The sequence below is a fragment of the Nesterenkonia sp. K-15-9-6 genome, assembly GCF_052656005.1.
Window position 1 is genome coordinate 234680 of sequence record NZ_JBQYEY010000001.1, and the last position, 16273, is coordinate 250952.

13 protein-coding genes, 1 tRNA gene and 1 pseudogene are annotated in these 16273 nt (G+C 69.7%); 6 read left to right on the forward strand and 9 right to left on the reverse strand.

Annotation, left to right across the window (positions count from 1 at the left end; genetic code table 11):
• Positions 1 to 81: 81 nt before the first annotated feature.
• Entirely contained in the window at positions 82 to 2223 is a 2142-nt protein-coding gene (locus SD455_RS00995; RefSeq protein ID WP_445506989.1) for a M3 family metallopeptidase, read from the forward strand.
• 40 nt (positions 2224 to 2263) lie between these two features.
• On the opposite strand, the gene pgsA is transcribed toward SD455_RS00995, so the two are convergent.
• The 5 genes from pgsA to SD455_RS01020 form a co-directional block, all read right to left on the reverse strand.
• Entirely contained in the window at positions 2264 to 2878 is a 615-nt protein-coding gene (gene pgsA, locus SD455_RS01000; protein WP_445506990.1) for a phosphatidylinositol phosphate synthase, read from the reverse strand.
• Positions 2878 to 3522 carry an HIT family protein gene (locus SD455_RS01005; RefSeq protein WP_311024450.1) on the reverse strand — a complete coding sequence of 215 codons (645 nt, stop codon included), beginning with the start codon at positions 3520 to 3522 and terminating at the stop codon, positions 2878 to 2880. The genes pgsA and SD455_RS01005 overlap by 1 nt, the downstream gene beginning before the upstream one ends.
• A gap of 10 nt (positions 3523 to 3532) precedes the next feature.
• Positions 3533 to 5548 carry a threonine--tRNA ligase gene (gene thrS / locus SD455_RS01010; RefSeq protein ID WP_396954328.1) on the reverse strand — a complete coding sequence of 672 codons (2016 nt, stop codon included), beginning with the start codon at positions 5546 to 5548 and terminating at the stop codon, positions 3533 to 3535.
• A gap of 174 nt (positions 5549 to 5722) precedes the next feature.
• A complete protein-coding gene (locus SD455_RS01015; protein ID WP_070159954.1) occupies positions 5723 to 6643 on the reverse strand; it encodes an Fpg/Nei family DNA glycosylase in 921 nt (306 codons plus the stop codon).
• A gap of 22 nt (positions 6644 to 6665) precedes the next feature.
• Entirely contained in the window at positions 6666 to 7139 is a 474-nt protein-coding gene (locus SD455_RS01020; protein WP_070159956.1) for a ribose-5-phosphate isomerase, read from the reverse strand.
• 183 nt (positions 7140 to 7322) lie between these two features.
• Here SD455_RS01020 and SD455_RS01025 point away from each other — a divergent pair.
• Both SD455_RS01025 and SD455_RS01030 read left to right on the forward strand, forming a co-directional pair.
• A pseudogene (locus SD455_RS01025) lies at positions 7323 to 7787 on the forward strand (OsmC family protein); the annotation flags it as partial.
• 354 nt (positions 7788 to 8141) lie between these two features.
• Positions 8142 to 8537 carry a globin gene (locus SD455_RS01030; RefSeq protein WP_070159986.1) on the forward strand — a complete coding sequence of 132 codons (396 nt, stop codon included), beginning with the start codon at positions 8142 to 8144 and terminating at the stop codon, positions 8535 to 8537.
• A 30-nt stretch (positions 8538 to 8567) separates the two neighbouring features.
• Here the strand turns inward: SD455_RS01030 and SD455_RS01035 are convergent, their stop codons facing one another.
• Complete coding sequence (locus SD455_RS01035) at positions 8568 to 9395, reverse strand: hypothetical protein (RefSeq protein WP_311024347.1); 828 nt, start codon at positions 9393 to 9395, stop codon at positions 8568 to 8570.
• Positions 9396 to 9633: 238 nt separating this feature from the next.
• Here SD455_RS01035 and SD455_RS01040 point away from each other — a divergent pair, with 238 nt between their 5' ends.
• Positions 9634 to 10659: an acyl-CoA thioesterase gene (locus SD455_RS01040; RefSeq protein WP_445506991.1), complete on the forward strand. Its 1026-nt coding sequence runs from the start codon at positions 9634 to 9636 to the stop codon at positions 10657 to 10659.
• A gap of 48 nt (positions 10660 to 10707) precedes the next feature.
• Here SD455_RS01040 and SD455_RS01045 read toward each other — a convergent pair whose 3' ends face one another.
• The 3 genes from SD455_RS01045 to SD455_RS01055 all read right to left on the reverse strand — a co-directional run bounded on the left by SD455_RS01045 (position 10708) and on the right by SD455_RS01055 (position 13690).
• Entirely contained in the window at positions 10708 to 11958 is a 1251-nt protein-coding gene (locus SD455_RS01045) for a glycosyltransferase (RefSeq protein WP_311024349.1), read from the reverse strand.
• Between the two features lie 200 nt (positions 11959 to 12158).
• Positions 12159 to 13616, reverse strand: a complete 1458-nt coding sequence (locus SD455_RS01050; RefSeq protein ID WP_445506992.1) for a DUF2079 domain-containing protein — start codon at positions 13614 to 13616, stop codon at positions 12159 to 12161.
• 1 nt (position 13617) lies between these two features.
• Positions 13618 to 13690: transfer RNA gene (locus SD455_RS01055), tRNA-Arg, on the reverse strand.
• Between the two features lie 299 nt (positions 13691 to 13989).
• On the opposite strand from SD455_RS01055, the gene ssb reads away from it, so the two are divergent.
• Both ssb and ettA read left to right on the forward strand, forming a co-directional pair.
• Positions 13990 to 14520, forward strand: coding sequence for a single-stranded DNA-binding protein (gene ssb, locus SD455_RS01060; protein ID WP_070159964.1), 531 nt, complete (start codon positions 13990 to 13992; stop codon positions 14518 to 14520).
• 55 nt (positions 14521 to 14575) lie between these two features.
• The gene (gene ettA / locus SD455_RS01065; protein ID WP_085437043.1) at positions 14576 to 16258 is read left to right on the forward strand and encodes an energy-dependent translational throttle protein EttA; all 1683 of its coding nucleotides are present in this window, start codon (positions 14576 to 14578) and stop codon (positions 16256 to 16258) included.
• Positions 16259 to 16273: the final 15 nt, after the last annotated feature.

The window sequence follows — 16273 nt, forward strand, 5'->3', positions numbered from 1 at the left end:
TTCCGGAATGCACGCCACCATGACGTGCGGCACGTAGTGTGGACACCAGCCTACCGTCGCCACGAGAGGAAGGCCGAAGCCTTGACGCACGCCTCCCAGGTCACCCATCCGGACACCGGCCAGGTCCGAGTCCGCTCCCGGCCCGACGGCGCCGGCTCCCCCCACGATCCCTTCGGCGACGGCTTCCTGCTGGACCACCAGCACCCGGATCTGCGTCGTGTCTCCCCCGGCGACTGGCTGCCGGCGCTGCGGGCGGGGGTGGCCGAGGAGAAGGCTGAGCTCGAGGAGATCGCCGCGCGGGGCGCTCCGGCCGACGTCGACGATCCCCTGCGAGCCGTCGGGCGGGCCGGTGGGAGACTGCGGCGCGTTCAGCGCGCGTTCTCCTGCGTGTTCTCCGCGGACGCCGGCCCGGACCTGCAGGACGTCCAGGCACACTGGGCCCCCGAGATGGCCGCCCACCGAGACTGGGTGCAGCTGCACCCCGGACTGCACCACCGACTGCGTGAGCTTGCCCAACGCATCGACGCCGGGGCGGTCTCCCCCACCGCGGAGCAGCGTCGGATGCTGCACCGTCTGCTCGCGGAGGCTGAGGCCGCCGGTGCGGGACTCTCCGGCACCGACCAGGAACGCCTGCGGGAGCTGAACCGGAAGATCGCCGCCGAGGAGACCGCCTATCAACGCCTGCAACGGGCTGAGGTCGCCGAGTCCGCCGTCTACGTCGCCTCCGCCGATGAGCTGGTGGGGCTCGACGACGCTGTGCTCTCCTCGGCACGAGAGGCCGCGCGCGCCGCCGGCCATGACGCCGGGCACCTGCTCCGGCTCGGGATGCCGGTGCAGCAGCCGGCGCTGGCGGTGCTGCGTGATCGTCAGACCCGGCGTCGTCTTCACCTCGCCTCCTTCGAACGCGGCGGCATGCCAGGCGACGACGGGCGCACCACACGGCAGATCGGCGCGGACATCGCTGTGCTGCGGGCGCGGCGGGCACGGCTGCTGGGTCATGACCATCACCTGGACGCGGTGCTGACGCTGCGCACCGCGTCGGACGTCTCCGCCGTCCAGGACATGCTGCGGCCGCTCATCGCCGGGGCACGGCGTCGGCTGGCCGAGGAGCTCGCGGTCGTGGAGGAGCATCTGCGCGCCGCCGGGGACGTCCACGACGAGCTGCGGCCCTGGGACCTCACCTATGGGATCGCCGCCGTAGAGCGGGCGGCCCGCGGTGCAGCCGAGGGACGCGACGACGCCCCGGGCCCGCCCGCGGACGCCTCCCTGCCTCTGGAGGAGGCGCTCGGACGGGTGTTCGCCGCCGCCCGCCGGGTCTACGGCCTGCAGGTCCACGAGCGGACGGACCTTCCGGGGTTCGTCGACGGGGCCCGCAGCTTCGAGGTCCGCGACGTCGACGGTGCCGTCCTGGGCCTGTTCCTGCTGGATCCGTTCGCTCGTCCCACCAAGGCCGGCGGCGCCTGGATGAACTCGTTCTCCGTGGCGTCCTCCTTGACCGGATCCCGTCCGGTGGTCATCAACTGCCTGAACCTGGCACGCCCAGCCGACGGCGAGGCGGCGCAGGTCACTCGTGCCGAGCAGAAGACCCTGTTCCACGAGTTCGGCCACGCGCTGCACGGGCTGCTCGCCGAGGCCGAGTTCGAGGCCCTCTCCGGCACTGCCGTGCCGCGCGATGCCGTGGAGTTCCCCTCTCAGGTCAACGAGGTCTTCGCCGACCTGTGGCGCCCGTCCCCGGCGTCAGGATCGCATCTCCACCCCGGGGCCGACCCCCACTGGGGCCGTGGAGCCTCGATGGTGGAGCATCTGGCCGCCGTCGTCCTGGACCTCGCCTGGCACACTCTCAGTCCCGAGCAGGCCGAGGAGGCGGCCAGGGATCCGGAGGGATTCGAAGACCAGGCGCTGGCCGCGTGGGGGCTGGACCATCCCCTGGTGCCGCCGCGCTACGGCACGGGCTGCTTCAAGCACATCTTCGCCGGATCCGGGTACGCGGCCGGCTACTACTCCTATCTCTGGGCGCAGGTCCTCGCCGCCGACGCCGCCGAGTGGTTCCGCACGGTCATGGACGACGAGAGTGCGCTGCGGAAGGCCGGAGATCGATTCCGCGCCGAGCTGCTGCGCCGCGGCGATACCCGAGAGCTGGAGGAGTCGTTCCGGCACGCGATCGGGCGGGAGCCCACGCTCGCCCCCTTGCTGCGCAGCCTCGGGATGACACCGCCCGCCTGACGTTCCCGACCCGGAGCCGGACCGACGGTGAGTCGAAGAGTCAGCGATTCTGCTGATCGGCCTGCCGTCGGACGGAGAGGATGCGCTGGACCACCGTGACGGCCGAGGCCGCCGCCAGCAGGGTCAGCACGACGAGCAGAACCGAGGAGTGCAGCCCCAGACCCGTGAAACCGGTGAACACCAGGGCCAGAACCATCCTCTCGGGACGTTCGGCGATGCCGACATCAGCGGTGTAGCCCATCGCCTCGGCTTTGGCGCGCACATATGGCACCAGGCCCCCCAGCAGCAGGCAGGCCGCGGCGGAGACACCGATCCAGGGCTGGTCGCCTCCGGTGAAGAACCAGATGAGCAGACCCAGGAAGACCGCTCCGTCCTGCACCCGGTCCAGGGTGGAGTCCAGGAACCCGCCCAGGGGCGAGGACCGGCTGGACATGCGAGCCATGAGTCCGTCGATCAGGTCCGAGAAGATGAACAGCGTGATGAACACGGTGCCCCAGAACAGCTCCCCCAGGGGGTAGAGGACCAGGGCGCCGACGGCCACCCCGACGGTGCCGATCACGGTGACCATGTTGGGCGTGAGCCCCACACGCATGAGCAGCTTCGCGACCGGGGTGAACAGGGCGCCGAAGAGGCCTCTCGCATACCTGTTGAGCATCAGGCGTCCTGCTCCTGTCCGGCCTCACCGGACGTCCCTTCCGTCTGTGCCTGATCTGCGGCGAAGGCCCGGGCGGCCTCGTCCCAGACGTCGTGGAGCATGCGGTGGGTCTCCCCCAGCGTCTGGGCCATGTTCTTGGTCTGGGCGATGATCGGCAGGAAGTTGCCGTCGCCGCCCCACCGGGGCACCACATGCTGATGCAGGTGCGCGGCGATCCCGGCTCCACCGTCCTTGCCCTGGTTGAGCCCCAGGTTGAACCCGCCGGGTGCCGCGACGGTCCGCAGCGCGACCATCGCCACCTGGGACAGTCGGGTGAACTCCTCGGACTCGGCGGCGCTGAGGTCCGTCAGGTCCGGCACATGCCGGTAGGGGCAGACCAGGAGGTGGCCGGGGTTGTAGGGGTACAGGTTGAGCAGCACGTAGCAGGTCGTGCCGCGGTGCACGATCAGGGAATCCTCGTCGGTGCGCCCCGGCGCGGTGCAGAAGGGGCAGTCGGATGTCCCCGAGACCTGGTCCTGCCCGCGGCGCATGTACGCGATGCGGTGCGGGTTCCAGAGGCGCTGGAACGCGTCCGGCACCCCGGCCAGGGAGAAGTCGTCCTCCGCCGGGTCGGGCGTGGTGTCGGCGTCGTGCTCCTGGTCCACCACGGGCCGCTCAGGCCTCACGGTCCTCGATGGCCTTCAGGATGCGCGCCACGGCCTCGTCGACCGGCACCTGGTTGTCCTGGCTGCCGTCACGGAAGCGGAAGGACACCGCGCCCGCGTCGGCGTCCTCACCACCGGCGATGAGCACGAACGGGATCTTGTCCTTGGAGGCGGTGCGGATCTTCTTCGGGAACCGATCGGTGCCGTCCTCCAGCTCGGCGCGCACGCCGGCGGCCCTGAGCCTGTCGATGACCTCGCCGAGGTAGTCGTTGAACGGCTCGGCCACGGGGATGCCTCGGACCTGGACCGGCGCCAGCCACGCGGGGAAGGCTCCGGCGTAGTGCTCCAGCAGAATGGCGAAGAACCGCTCGATCGATCCGAACAGGGCCCGGTGGATCATGATGGGGCGCTGTCGGGTGCCGTCCTCCGCGGCGTACTCCAGCCCGAAGCGTTCCGGAAGGTTCGGGTCCACCTGCACCGTGGACAGCTGCCACTTCCGCCCGATCGCGTCGGTGACCTTCAGGTCGATCTTCGGGCCGTAGAAGGCCGCCTCCCCCGGAATCTCGGTCAGCTTCAGACCCGAGGTCACCGCCACATTGCGCAGCGCCTGGGTGGCGTCCTCCCAGAACTGGTCGGAGCCGACCCACTTGTCCTTCTCGTCGTCCCGCATGGACAGCTCCAGCTCGAAGTCGTCCAGGCCGAAGTCACGCAGCAGCGAGACGACGAACTCGACCACCTTGGTGACCTCGTCCTCCAGCTGATCCTGCCGGACGAAGAGATGCGCGTCGTCCTGGGTGAACCCCCGCACGCGGGTCAGGCCATGCAGGGCCCCCGAACGCTCATTGCGATAGACGGTGCCGTTCTCCGCGAACCGCAGCGGCAGGTCCCGATAGCTGCGCCCCCGCTCCTTGTAGATGAGGATGTGCATGGGGCAGTTCATGGGCTTCAGGTAGTAGTCCTGGCCCTGCTTGGTGATGGTGCCCTCGTCGTCACGCTCCTCGTCCATGTGGATGGCGGGCCACATGTCGTCCTGGTAGTTGGCGAGGTGACCTGAGGTTGCGAAGAGATCGGCCTTGGAGATGTGAGGGGTGTAGACGTAGGTGTACCCGGACTCCAGGTGCCGCGCACGGGCGTGCTGCTCCATGATCCCGCGCACCAGCCCTCCCTTGGGATGCCAGACGGAGAGGCCGGAGCCGATCTCCTCGGGGAAGCTGAACAGGTCCAGCTCACGACCGAGCCGACGGTGGTCCCGACGTTCGGCCTCGGCGAGGCGCTCCTGATAGGCCTTGAGGTCGTCCTTCGTCGGCCAGGCGGTGCCGTAGAGGCGCTGCAGCTGAGGGTTGGTCTCCTTGCCCCGCCAGTACGCGCCCGCGGCACGCATGACGGCGTACCCGTTGGCGATGAGCTTCGTGCTGGGCAGGTGAGGCCCCCGGCACAGATCCGCCCAGACCTTCTCCCCCTTGCGGTTCACGTTGTGATAGATCGTGATGACGTCGCCGCCGACCTCGACGTCGGCCCCGTCCGCGGACCCGCCTCCGTCGCCGCCGAGCAGCTCCAGCTTGTAGGGCTCCTCAGCCATCTGCCGCTTCGCCTCGGCGAGGTCGACCACTTCGCGTTCGAAGGTCTGCCCCGACTTCACGATCTTCTGCATCGCCTTCTCGATCTTCTTCAGATCCTCCGGCGTGAACGGCTCCTCGACGTCGAAGTCGAAGTAGAAGCCGTCCGTGATGTAGGGACCGATGCCCAGCTTGGCCCCGGGGAAGAGCTGCTGGACGGCCTGGGCCATGACGTGGGCGGTCGAGTGCCGCAGGACGTCGAGCCCTTCCGGCTCGCTGATGTCCACCGGCTCGACCACGGCGCCGGCCGGGATCTCCCGCGACAGGTCCCAGACCTCTCCGTCGACACGCATCACCACAGTCGTCGCCTGGTCCGCGAAGAGGGTGATCCCGGTGGTGCCCGGCGCGATGCCGGTGGCCTCGCCGTCGATCGTGATGGTGATCTTCTCGGACACTGCGTTCTCGGACACGGGGAACGGTTCTCCTCACGGATCGGCCGACGTCGCCGGCCAGGGGCAGGACACAACAGACCCTTCGAGAGGGTCACCAGTGATTCTACGGGAATCGGCGACCGCCCACGCATTCGGCCCGGGCCTGCCGGAGCGCGCCGCCGCGCCTCGACTCCGCCCGCGCCCGCAGGCCGGTCACCGTTGGCAGCCAGGGCACCAATAGAGGGTGCGACCCTGGAGCTCTCGGGCGGCGATGGCCTCTCCGCACCGCAGGCAGGGGGTCCCGTGATGCCGGTAGACCCAGTGGCGACGTTCTGCCTCCGGATGCGAGGAGACCCGATAGTCATGCGTGGCCTCGGACGGCGGCGGATCCGGGGTCCGCACCGTGCGGATCACGCCCTCCCGGACTCCGTCCCGCAGCTGGTCGGTGAGTCGGCGCCACAGCGCGGCGGCCTGCTCCGCCGGGAGCTGTCGTGCGGGCATGTCCGGGTCGAGGCGCTCCAGGAAAAGCGACTCCGCCCGATAGATGTTCCCGACCCCGGCGATCACACTCTGGTCCATCAGCGCGGCGGCCAGCGGGGTCCGACGTCGAGCCAGGCGTCCGGCGAAGCTCTCGATCATGTCATCGAGGGTCGCCCCCTCCGGCTGACGCAGCGGATCGGGACCGAGCCGGGCGATCACCTCGCGGTGCTCCTCGGCGGTGAGGACCGCACACCTCGACGGTCCGCGGAGATCTGCCCATCCGTGAGGAGAGCGGATCCGGGCTCGGACCGCGCCCTCCGGAGCGGTGGGGACGATCCAGCCGTCGTCGTCGCGCCGAATGTCCCAGGCTTGCGCGGCGGCACGGGGTGCGCCCAGTGTGGCGGCGCCGTCGAAGGACTCGTCCCCCCGGAAGCTGAACGCCCCGTACAGGCCCAGGTGGACCTGCCAGACGTGGTGGCCGACGCGCACGAAGAGGTGCTTGCCCCAGGCCTCTGCCTGCTCCGGGGCACGTCCGTCCAGAAGGGCCGCGCCCGCGGCGAACCGGCCCTGCGGCGAGGTGACCTTCCACATCCTGCCCACGAACAGGTCGCCGATCTGCCGGGCGAGCCGGTGCAGCGTGTGTCCTTCAGGCATAGCTCGTCTCAGTCGTCGGTGCTCAGTCGACGATCTCGCCGGACTCCTCGTAGCGGGTGATCTTGCCGATCCGGCGCGCGTGACGCTCCTCGTCGGTCCACTGGGCGGTCAGGAACGCCTCGACGATCTCGGTGGCTTCCGCGACGCTGTGCTGGCGGCCGCCGAGCCCCACGACGTTGGCATCGTTGTGCTCGCGGGCCAGCCGGGCCGTGTCCAGGTTCCAGGCCAGCGCGGCCCGGATGCCACGGACCTTGTTGGCAGCGATCTGCTCCCCATTGCCGGAGCCGCCCAAGACGATGCCCAGAGAGTCCATGCCCTGGCGACGGTCCTCGGCCACAGCCTCGGCGGCGCGCAGGCAGAACGCCGGGTAGTCGTCGAGCGCGTCATACTCCTGCGGACCGTGGTCGATCATCTCGTAGCCCTGGGCGCTGAGGTGCTTCACGAGGTGGGCGGAGAGCTCCATGCCGGCGTGGTCGGTGGCGATGTGGACGCGCATGTCAGGCGGTGTTCCTCTCGAGGGACGTCAGGTGGCGGGCGACTCATCGACGCCACCTGGTGCTGTGGCGCCGATGACATCCTATGAGGAAATCGCGCTCGTCCTGGAACGCGTTGCGCCGCGAGGGGAGCCTGCCCGACGGACGGTATCGTGAGAGGCACAGGCACCACAGATGGGGAGAGCATGCAGATCGACCAGCACACCTTCCGGGTGGAGGTGGCCTGGAGTGACGACGGCGGAACGACCGGGCCCCGAGACTACCGACGCGAGCACACCGTCACAGCGGTGCTGAGCGAGCGGGAGTCCTCGCGCGGGCTGGAGTCCCCGCCTCCGCTGACGGGGTCCGCGGCCCGGGCCTTCCATGGCGACGCTGAACGGTGGAACCCGGAGCAGCTTCTGCTCGCCGCCCTGGCACAGTGCCATACCCTCTCCTATCTGCACGCGGCCGCCGCGGCGGGTGTGGTGGTGACCGCGATGACCGTGCACGGCACGGCCGAGCTTCGGGTCCACGGCGACGGTTCCGGGGAGATCACCGCGGCAGTCCTCCGCGCCGAGGTGACGCTGGCCGATGAGAGCCGGCGCGCACGGGCCGATCAGCTGCATGCCGAGGCCGCCGAGCGGTGCTTCATCGCCCGGAGCGTGAACTTCCCGGTCACCCATGAACCGGTGTCCCCGTTCCGGTCCACCGGCGCCTTCGACCGCGGCACCTCCCCCAGCAGATCCACTCCACCCGAGGCTTCCGCACCTCAGGGGTCCGCACGCGAGGGCTCGGAGGATCGGGCCCCTCGTCCCCAGTTCTCGCGCCGCCTCGGTGCTCCGATCGCCACAGTCCGTCCGGTGGGACGCCCCCCGTCGCAGGTGAGCGGCCTCCCGTCGACGGAACGGCCCACCACGGAGCCGCCCTCCGCCGAAGGAGAATCGTCCTCCGACCATGCGGCGACGGCGTCCTCCCGTCCCGCCAGTGCCGACATGGGATACCTGCCCGCACCCGGAGGACTGCCGATGGGTGACCCTGCACCGTCCCCGGATCAGAAGTCCTTCTTCGAGGAGGTGGGCGGCCACGAGACCTTCCAGCGGATCGTCGACGTCTTCTACGACCAGGTGGCCGAGGACCCCGATTTCCGCGCGATGTATCCCGAGGAGGACCTCGAGCCCGCCAAGCGCCGGCTGCTGATGTTCCTCGAGCAGTACTGGGGCGGGCCCCGGACCTACCAGGCCGAACGCGGCCATCCGCGACTGAGGATGCGCCACATGCCTTTCCGCGTCGATGCCCAGGCGCGAGACACCTGGCTGCGGTACATGCGACGAGCGGTGGAGGCCGCAGACCTGTCCCCGATGCATGAACAGATCCTCTGGGACTACCTGGAGCGGGCGGCCCACTCCATGGTCAACAGCTGAATCATGCCGCGGCGTGAACCGCGCCGCCGCTCAGATCCCGGTCCGGCGGCACAAGATATGACCACCGGCTGAGCTCAGGCGCAGCCAGCGACCCAGACCGTGCACGGCGGTGCGCCCGCCGGAGGCCTCCGGGCTCAGGAAGTTCAGCGCGTGAGAACCGAACGCCGCACCGGCCGGAACCGCCTGCGCCGCTGCCGAGGCCGCCGTCCCCTCGGACGCAGCGGGGCCGTCAGCGGGATCCGCAGGTGCCGACTCGGCCTGCACATCGTCCGTGGAGGCGCCCGCGGTGGACTCAGCCGCAGTCTCAGCGAGGCTGCGGCCCCAGACCCGCTCACGGACCTGCTCCACGACCGCCGCGCCGGCCGTCTCCGGCACGGTCCGGGCGATCTCCGCGATGCCGTGCTCGGCTGCGGCACGCACGACGTCGTCCTCCAGCTCCCCCAAGGGCTGCCATCCCGTGCGCGGGGGCGTCACGGCGGCCCACGGCACGCTCAGCCGGCTCGGCGGCAGCGGCAGCACGGTCTCCGCCGGGTTCATCCGGGCGAGACGCTCGGTGATCGCGCTCAGCTCCACGGTGACGTCGGCTCGGGACGACCGGGTCAGAGCCATGGTGCGCAGCCCCAGCACCGCAGGCAGTCGACCCACCAAGGAGCTGGGCGTCATCACCGGCACCCAGGCGGCCAGCACCGTGCCCACGGCCTGCAGCCGGACGCCCTGCTCCTGGATCCGGCGGGCACGCCGGATATAGGTGTGCAGGTCCTGCAGGGCCACGGCCTCCGCGAAGTGCAGCTCCCGCGGCTCCTCAGAGGCGCGCGCGGAGGAGGGGTCGGGCGAACGGGGTCCGGGGGTGCTCGTCATGGCGGCCATTCTTCCATCTGCCGCTTCGGGGACCGGTCCCCGTGGAGGTCTGTGACGGGGCATGTCCGCACGGGGCGCTCACCGTCACCGACACACCGCAGCGGCTCACGGGGCCGCCCCGCAGAGCCTGCCGCTGACCACGCGCTGCGCTCGGTAGAGTGGTGTTCAGTCCCGCCCCGTACCAGCCGGTACCATCCTGTGCCGCCCTCCCCACCAGCCCGCCCCCTCCGGAGGTCCCATGTCTGAGCGTCCGTACCGCGTCCCCACCCCCGCAGAAGCCGTGGACCGTCTGGTGGGCATGCTGGACCTCGAGGATCTCGTCCCGGCCGACGGCGAGCCCGGCGCAGAGGAGCGCTTCCTGGGACCGGTCTTCGACCAGGCCTTCTGGCGAGTCTTCGGGGGTCAGGTGCTCGCCCAGTCGGCGATCGCCGCGATGAGGACCGTGGATCCGGAGCGGGTCATCCACTCCGTCCACGGATACTTCCTCCGCCCCGGTGATGCCACCAAACCGATCGAGATCGGCGTCGAGCGGCTCCGCGACGGGGGCTCGTTCTCCGCCCGACGCAGCCAGGCCTATCAGGACGGGCGGCCGATCCTGTCGATGATCGCGTCCTTCCAGCGGCCGTCCCCGGGGCCGACGCATCAGCAGGACATGCCGCTGGACATCCCCGGACCGGAGGAGCTCGCCGCCCCGCATGAGCTCGTCGGGCACGTGAAGCACCCTGTCATGCAGGAGTGGGCCCACGGCAGGCCCTTCGAGATCCGTCATGTGGACCGCCCCATCTACTTGGAGGAGGACACGCTGCCCCGGGCCGCCAACGCGGTGTGGATGCGCACCCGCGGCCCGCTGCCGGACGATCCGAACGTCCACCGGGCGGCGATCCTCTATGCCTCCGACTACACGTTGTTGGAGCCGGTCCTGCGACGCCACGGGCTGTACTGGGCCAAGCCGGGGATGAAGGTGGCCTCCTTGGACCACGCGATGTGGTGGCACCGGGAGGCGCGCGCTGACGAGTGGCTCCTCTACATCCAGCGCAGCCCGAGCGCCCAGAGCTCGCGCGGACTGGGTGCGGGCGCCATCTACACCCGTGACGGAGCCCTGGTGGCCACCGTGGCTCAGGAGGGCATGGTGCGTCGTCCCCACGGACTGAAGCCGCGCATCCAGGAGCGCGTCCAGCAGTCGATGGTGCGCAGTTCACGCACCCAACGTCGTCTTGAGCGGCAGTATGGCAGCACATGGGCCTCCCGCTATTTCACCCGATGAGCTGTCTCGCCCGCTTCTCCGGCGCGTCGCCTGGCATGATGCGCCGCCTCATCCGGTGAAGGCCGAGGCGGGGCTCAGACTGCGGTAGAGGCGCAGGCTCGCCGTCGCCGTCGCCGCCCAGGAGTATTCTTCGGCTCGCACGGCCGCCGTCGTGCTGTACCGCTCCCAGGCGCGCCGGTGGAGGACCAGCCAGCGCATCTGTTCCGCCCATGCCGCGGGGTCCAGCGACCTGATGAGCCGGCCGCTCCGGCGGTGGGTGACCAGTTCGGAGAGCCCACCGACGTCATGAGCCAACACCGGGGTCCCACAGGCCATCGCCTCCAAGGCCACCAGCCCGAAGGACTCGCTGTAGGAGGGCATCAGCACAGCGTCGGAGTCGCGGAACAGGGATGCGAGCTCGGGGTGCGGCAGCGGGTCTGTGGTGCGCACCAGATCCGCCACTCCGTGGTGGGCGGCCAGTCGCCCGATGTCCAGGGCATCGTCGCCGCTTTGGCGACCCGCCACTGTGAGCTCCACCGGAGTGTCAGGCATCACCCTGCGGAACAGTCCCAGCGCCTCCACGGCGACCTGCGGGCCCTTATGGGGCTGCAGGCGTCCGGCGAAGGTCAGCCGCAGAGGTCGGCCCTCCAGGCTGAGGCGGGGGTCCTCGCCTTCGGGCGGGTGGAAGACGCTGAGGTCGACGCCGGGGCGCACCGAGGTCACGTCTTCCGCCTCCACGCCGAAGAGCCGCACCAGGTCGTCACGTTCGCGGGCGGTGTTCGCCGTCAGGGCGTCCGCTGAGCGTGCGATGGCCGCCTCGGCCGCGTCGCGACGGTGGTCCTCCGTCGCCGCCGGATCGCACTCCTGCTTCACCGCGCCGATCGTGTGCATGGTATGGACCAGCGGCACCTGCAGTCTGCGCGCCATCAGGGTGCCGGCCAGGCCGGAGATCCAGTAATGGGAGTGCACCGTGGTCACCTCGGTGCCGTCGACGGCGGCCAGGCTTCGCAGCGCGCGCCTGGCGAGGGACTCGACATCGTCGACGAGGCGATTCTTGCCGCCCGGTCCTCCCGCGCGCAGCTGGTGGACCCGCCTCCCGTCGTCGAGCAGGCGCACGTGGTCGTCGTCGTCACCGGTGGTGACCAGGTCGACGCAGACCCCGGCGGCCCTCAAGGCCCGGGACAGCGAGTTCACGTAGACGTTGAGTCCGCCGGCATCGCCCGCGCCGGCCTGGGCCAGCGGAGAGGTGTGCAGACTCACCATCACGATGCGGAGCGGCGAGGGCCCTCCGCAGGGGAGCGTGGTGGTGGCGGTGGCCAAGATGCTGGTCCTCCGTGGGCGGCTGATGCGGTGCAGGTGACCGGAGCTCCGGTCAGCCGTCCGACTCTGGTCACGACGGCTCTCTCCATTGTGCCTGAGCCGCGGCCTTCCGCGCGCCCTGCGTCGCGCCAGTATCCGGAGACGGACCGCTCTCGGCCATCCGGACGGCAGGCTCGGAGCGCCGTGGCCCATCCTCCAGTTCAGCGCCGGAGATAGTCCGCACATCCGGCCGCAGCGTCCTCCCCCACCTCGCGGGTGAAGACCCACAGGCCCTCATCGTCCTCGATCACAGGCTCGAAGCCGAGTCGGTCCGCCCGGGCGAAGGCCTCCTGAGGAGTCAGCGGGTCACTGCCGCCCAGCTCGTCGACACGGTCATCGATGATGAGCCACATCAGGCGATCGTCGTCCGTGGTGCCGTTGAGCCCGACCCTCGTCCGGTCCACCAGATGGGGCACCGCGGTGTCCGCTGCCTCGACACAGACACCGTCGGGGATCCGATCCACCGCACGGAGGTGGGCCTCGGCCCGGTCCGTCATGGTCCAGTTGTCCCCGGTGAGCGTCCGCTGGAAGGGGAACACCTGGGGGAAGAGCAACGTGCCCACCAGGGTCACCGCCAGCACCGTCGACGGCAGGGCGACCGCGATCCGCCGTCCGGCGCGCGGACCGGTGCGGCCTGCGATCCGCCGGACGACGTCCAGGGCGGCGAGCAGGAACACCGGGGCGAGGATCGCGTCGTACTGGTAGACAGGGGCCCAGACGTTGAGCCTGTCGTTGAACAGGCGTGACAGGAGGATGGGGGCCCCGATGATCACATACGGGGAGACGAAGGGCAGGAGCCAGAGCGGGAGGAAGTGGAGCAGCCACAGGCCCACCTTCAGGGGGTGGTCGAACAGGACTGCGACGGCGTGCCAGGGCTGGGTGAGCATGAACACCACCGCGGCCCCCGCCGAGGCGCCCAGAGCGGTGTACTCCCAATATCCGAACTCCCCCGCCGGAGAGAAGTGCGGGATGACGACCTCCGTGGCGAACCAGAATCCCAGTACGCCCAGGGCGGCGGTGACGGCCGCCGGGAGCCACAGACGACGGATCGCCAGCACGAGTGCGACCGCCAGCAGGGTCACGCCCAGATCCTCGCGGACCAGCAGCAGCGCGGCCGAGAGCCCGACCGCCAGCCATGGGCGGTGGCGTTCCATGGCCCAGATCACCCACGCGATGAGCGGCACACCGAACGCGATCTCGTGGAAGTCCCAGTTGACCATCGCCTGGAACGGCCAGAAGAGCAGCACCGCGGCCGCGCTGAGGATGGCCGGACCGTGACTGAACCAGGATCTGACCACCAGGTACACCGGGACCGCGGTGGAGACCAACAGCGCCGTCATGGCGACGTTCAGCATGCGGGGGTCGCCCCAGATCCAGTACAGCGGGGCCAGGGAGGCGATGATCGGGTGGAAATGATCCCCGAGCAGGTGGAAGTCTTCGCCCTTGATCGGCACGATCGGCGCCTCGAACAGCGCATACTGACGCACCGCCTGGTCGAAGATGCCCAGGTCATAGCCCTTGGCCTCGAAGTTGCGGAACCGCAGCAGCGAATGTGCCAGGTACAGCAAAGAGGCCGCCGTCATCACGGCGGCCAGCTGCCATCTCTGTGAACGCGTCAAGCGCCCCGGGAGGGATTCGAACCCCCGACCGGCGGATTAGAAGGCCGCTGCTCTATCCCCTGAGCTACCGAGGCTGGCACTGGTCGGTCACCACGGCACGTCCACGCGCGGTCGGTGCGGCGGTTCCCCTCCAGTCCGATGGACCAGTCTACCGACTTCTCTCCTCCACAGGCGACCTGCCCCTGCGCTCGACACGCCGGGGTCTCCACAGGGCTCTTCGGTTCCCTCGCGGAGGCCGCCGCTCTCCGCGCAGACTGGCGTGACCGGGCACGACGACCCGGACACGGGTCCGTCACCGCGGACAGCCCGCCCCGCCAGCGGGGACCCCAGACGATCGGCCCGCAGGGTCAGCACACCATTCCAGGAGGACACCATGACCGAGACCATCACCGTCCGAGGCTTCATCGGCAACGACATCCGACACATCACCACGGACAAGGGCCTGCCGATCTCCACTTTCCGACTGGCCTCCACTCCTCGACGCTACGACCGGGAGCGCGGCGAATGGGTGGACGGCGAGACCAACTGGTACACCGTCACCAGCTTCCGAGCCCTGGCCCAGAACGTCCACTCCACCCTGGCCAAGGGCGACCCGGTGCTCGTCACGGGGAGGTTGAAGGTGCGGCAGTGGTCCAACGACACCGGTCAGCGAGGCACCTCGGTGGAGATCGACGCCGACGGCGTGGGACACGACCTGACCTTCGGGACCAGCTCCTTCACCCGACTGGGAGGACAACAGGCGGACTCCTCCGCCGGCTGGGGCGCTGCCAGCGGCCCGACCTCTCCGGCCGACCCGGAGCAGGACCTCCGAGCCCTGTCGGCCGCGGCGGAGGAGGTGGAGGGCAGTCCCTCCGCATGGGACGGCCACGACTCCGAGGAGGAGCCTGTCGCCGCCCCGTTCTGAGCCGACTCCCCGAAGCATTGGGCGAACAGGCCCCCGGCCGACTAGCCTGGAGGGCATGGCAGAGTTCATTTACACCATGGTCAAGGCCCGCAAGAAAGTGGGCGACAAGGTCATCCTCGACGACGTCACGATGTCGTTCTACCCCGGCGCGAAGATCGGCGTCGTGGGCCCCAACGGGGCGGGGAAGTCGACGATCCTGAAGATCATGGCGGGCCTCGACCAGCCCTCCAACGGTGAGGCCCGACTCTCTCCGGGCTACTCGGTGGGGATCCTGATGCAGGAGCCCCCGCTGAACGAGGAGAAGACCGTGCTCGGCAACGTCCAGGAGGGCGTGGGCGAGATCTACGGGAAGCTTCAGCGGTACAACGAGATCTCCGACGAGATGGCGAATCCGGACGCCGACTTCGACTCGCTCATGGAGGAGATGGGCAAGCTCCAGGAGCAGATCGATGCGGCCAACGCCTGGGACCTGGACTCCCAGCTGGAGCAGGCCATGGACGCCCTGCGCTGCCCGCCCGGTGACGAACCGGTCACCCACCTCTCCGGTGGTGAGCGTCGTCGTGTGGCCCTGTGCAAGCTCCTGCTGTCCAAGCCGGACCTTCTGCTGCTGGACGAGCCCACCAACCACCTCGACGCCGAGTCCGTCCTGTGGCTGGAGCAGCACCTCGCCGACTACGAGGGCGCGGTGCTCGCCGTGACGCACGACCGGTACTTCCTGGACCACGTCGCCGAATGGATCTGCGAGGTCGACCGCGGTCGGCTCTACCCCTATGAGGGCAACTACTCCACGTACTTGGAGAAGAAGCGCGCCCGCATGGAGATCCAGGGCAAGAAGGACGCCAAGCTGGCCAAGCGACTCTCCGAGGAGCTCGACTGGGTCCGCTCCAACGCGAAGGGCCGTCAGACGAAGTCGAAGGCTCGTCTGGCGCGCTATGAGGAGATGGCCGCCGAGGCGGAGCGCACGAAGAAGCTCGACCTGGAGGAGATCCAGATCCCGCCCGGGCCGCGCCTGGGCACCCAGGTCATCGAAGCGGAGGGTCTGCAGAAGGCCTTCGGGGACCGCCAGCTCATCGACGGGCTGTCCTTCTCACTGCCGCGCAACGGGATCGTCGGGGTCATCGGCCCGAACGGTGTGGGCAAGACGACGCTGTTCAAGTCTGTCGTGGGCCTCGAGGACCTCGACGGCGGTGAGCTGACCGTCGGCGAGTCCGTGAAGATCTCTTACGTGGATCAGTCTCGCGCCGGCATCGACCCGGACAAGTCGCTCTGGGAGGTCGTCTCGGACGGCCTGGACTACATCAAGGTGGGCAACGTCGAGATGCCGTCGCGCGCCTATGTCTCGGCGTTCGGATTCAAGGGGCCGGACCAGCAGAAGAAGGCCGGCGTGCTCTCGGGTGGTGAGCGCAACCGACTGAACCTGGCGCTGACCCTCAAGCAGGGCGGCAACCTGCTGCTGCTGGACGAGCCCACCAACGATCTCGACGTGGAGACGCTGGGCTCGCTGGAGAACGCCCTGCTGAACTTCCCGGGATGCGCCGTGGTGATCTCCCACGACCGCTGGTTCTTGGACCGGGTGGCGACTCACATCCTGGCATGGGAGGGCACCGAGGAGAATCCCGCCCAGTGGTACTGGTTCGAAGGGAACTTCGAGTCCTACGAGCAGAACAAGGTGGACCGTCTCGGTCCGGACGCGGCCCGCCCGCACCGGGTGACCCACCGGAAGCTGACCCGCGGCTGAGCGCCGACTCAGCTG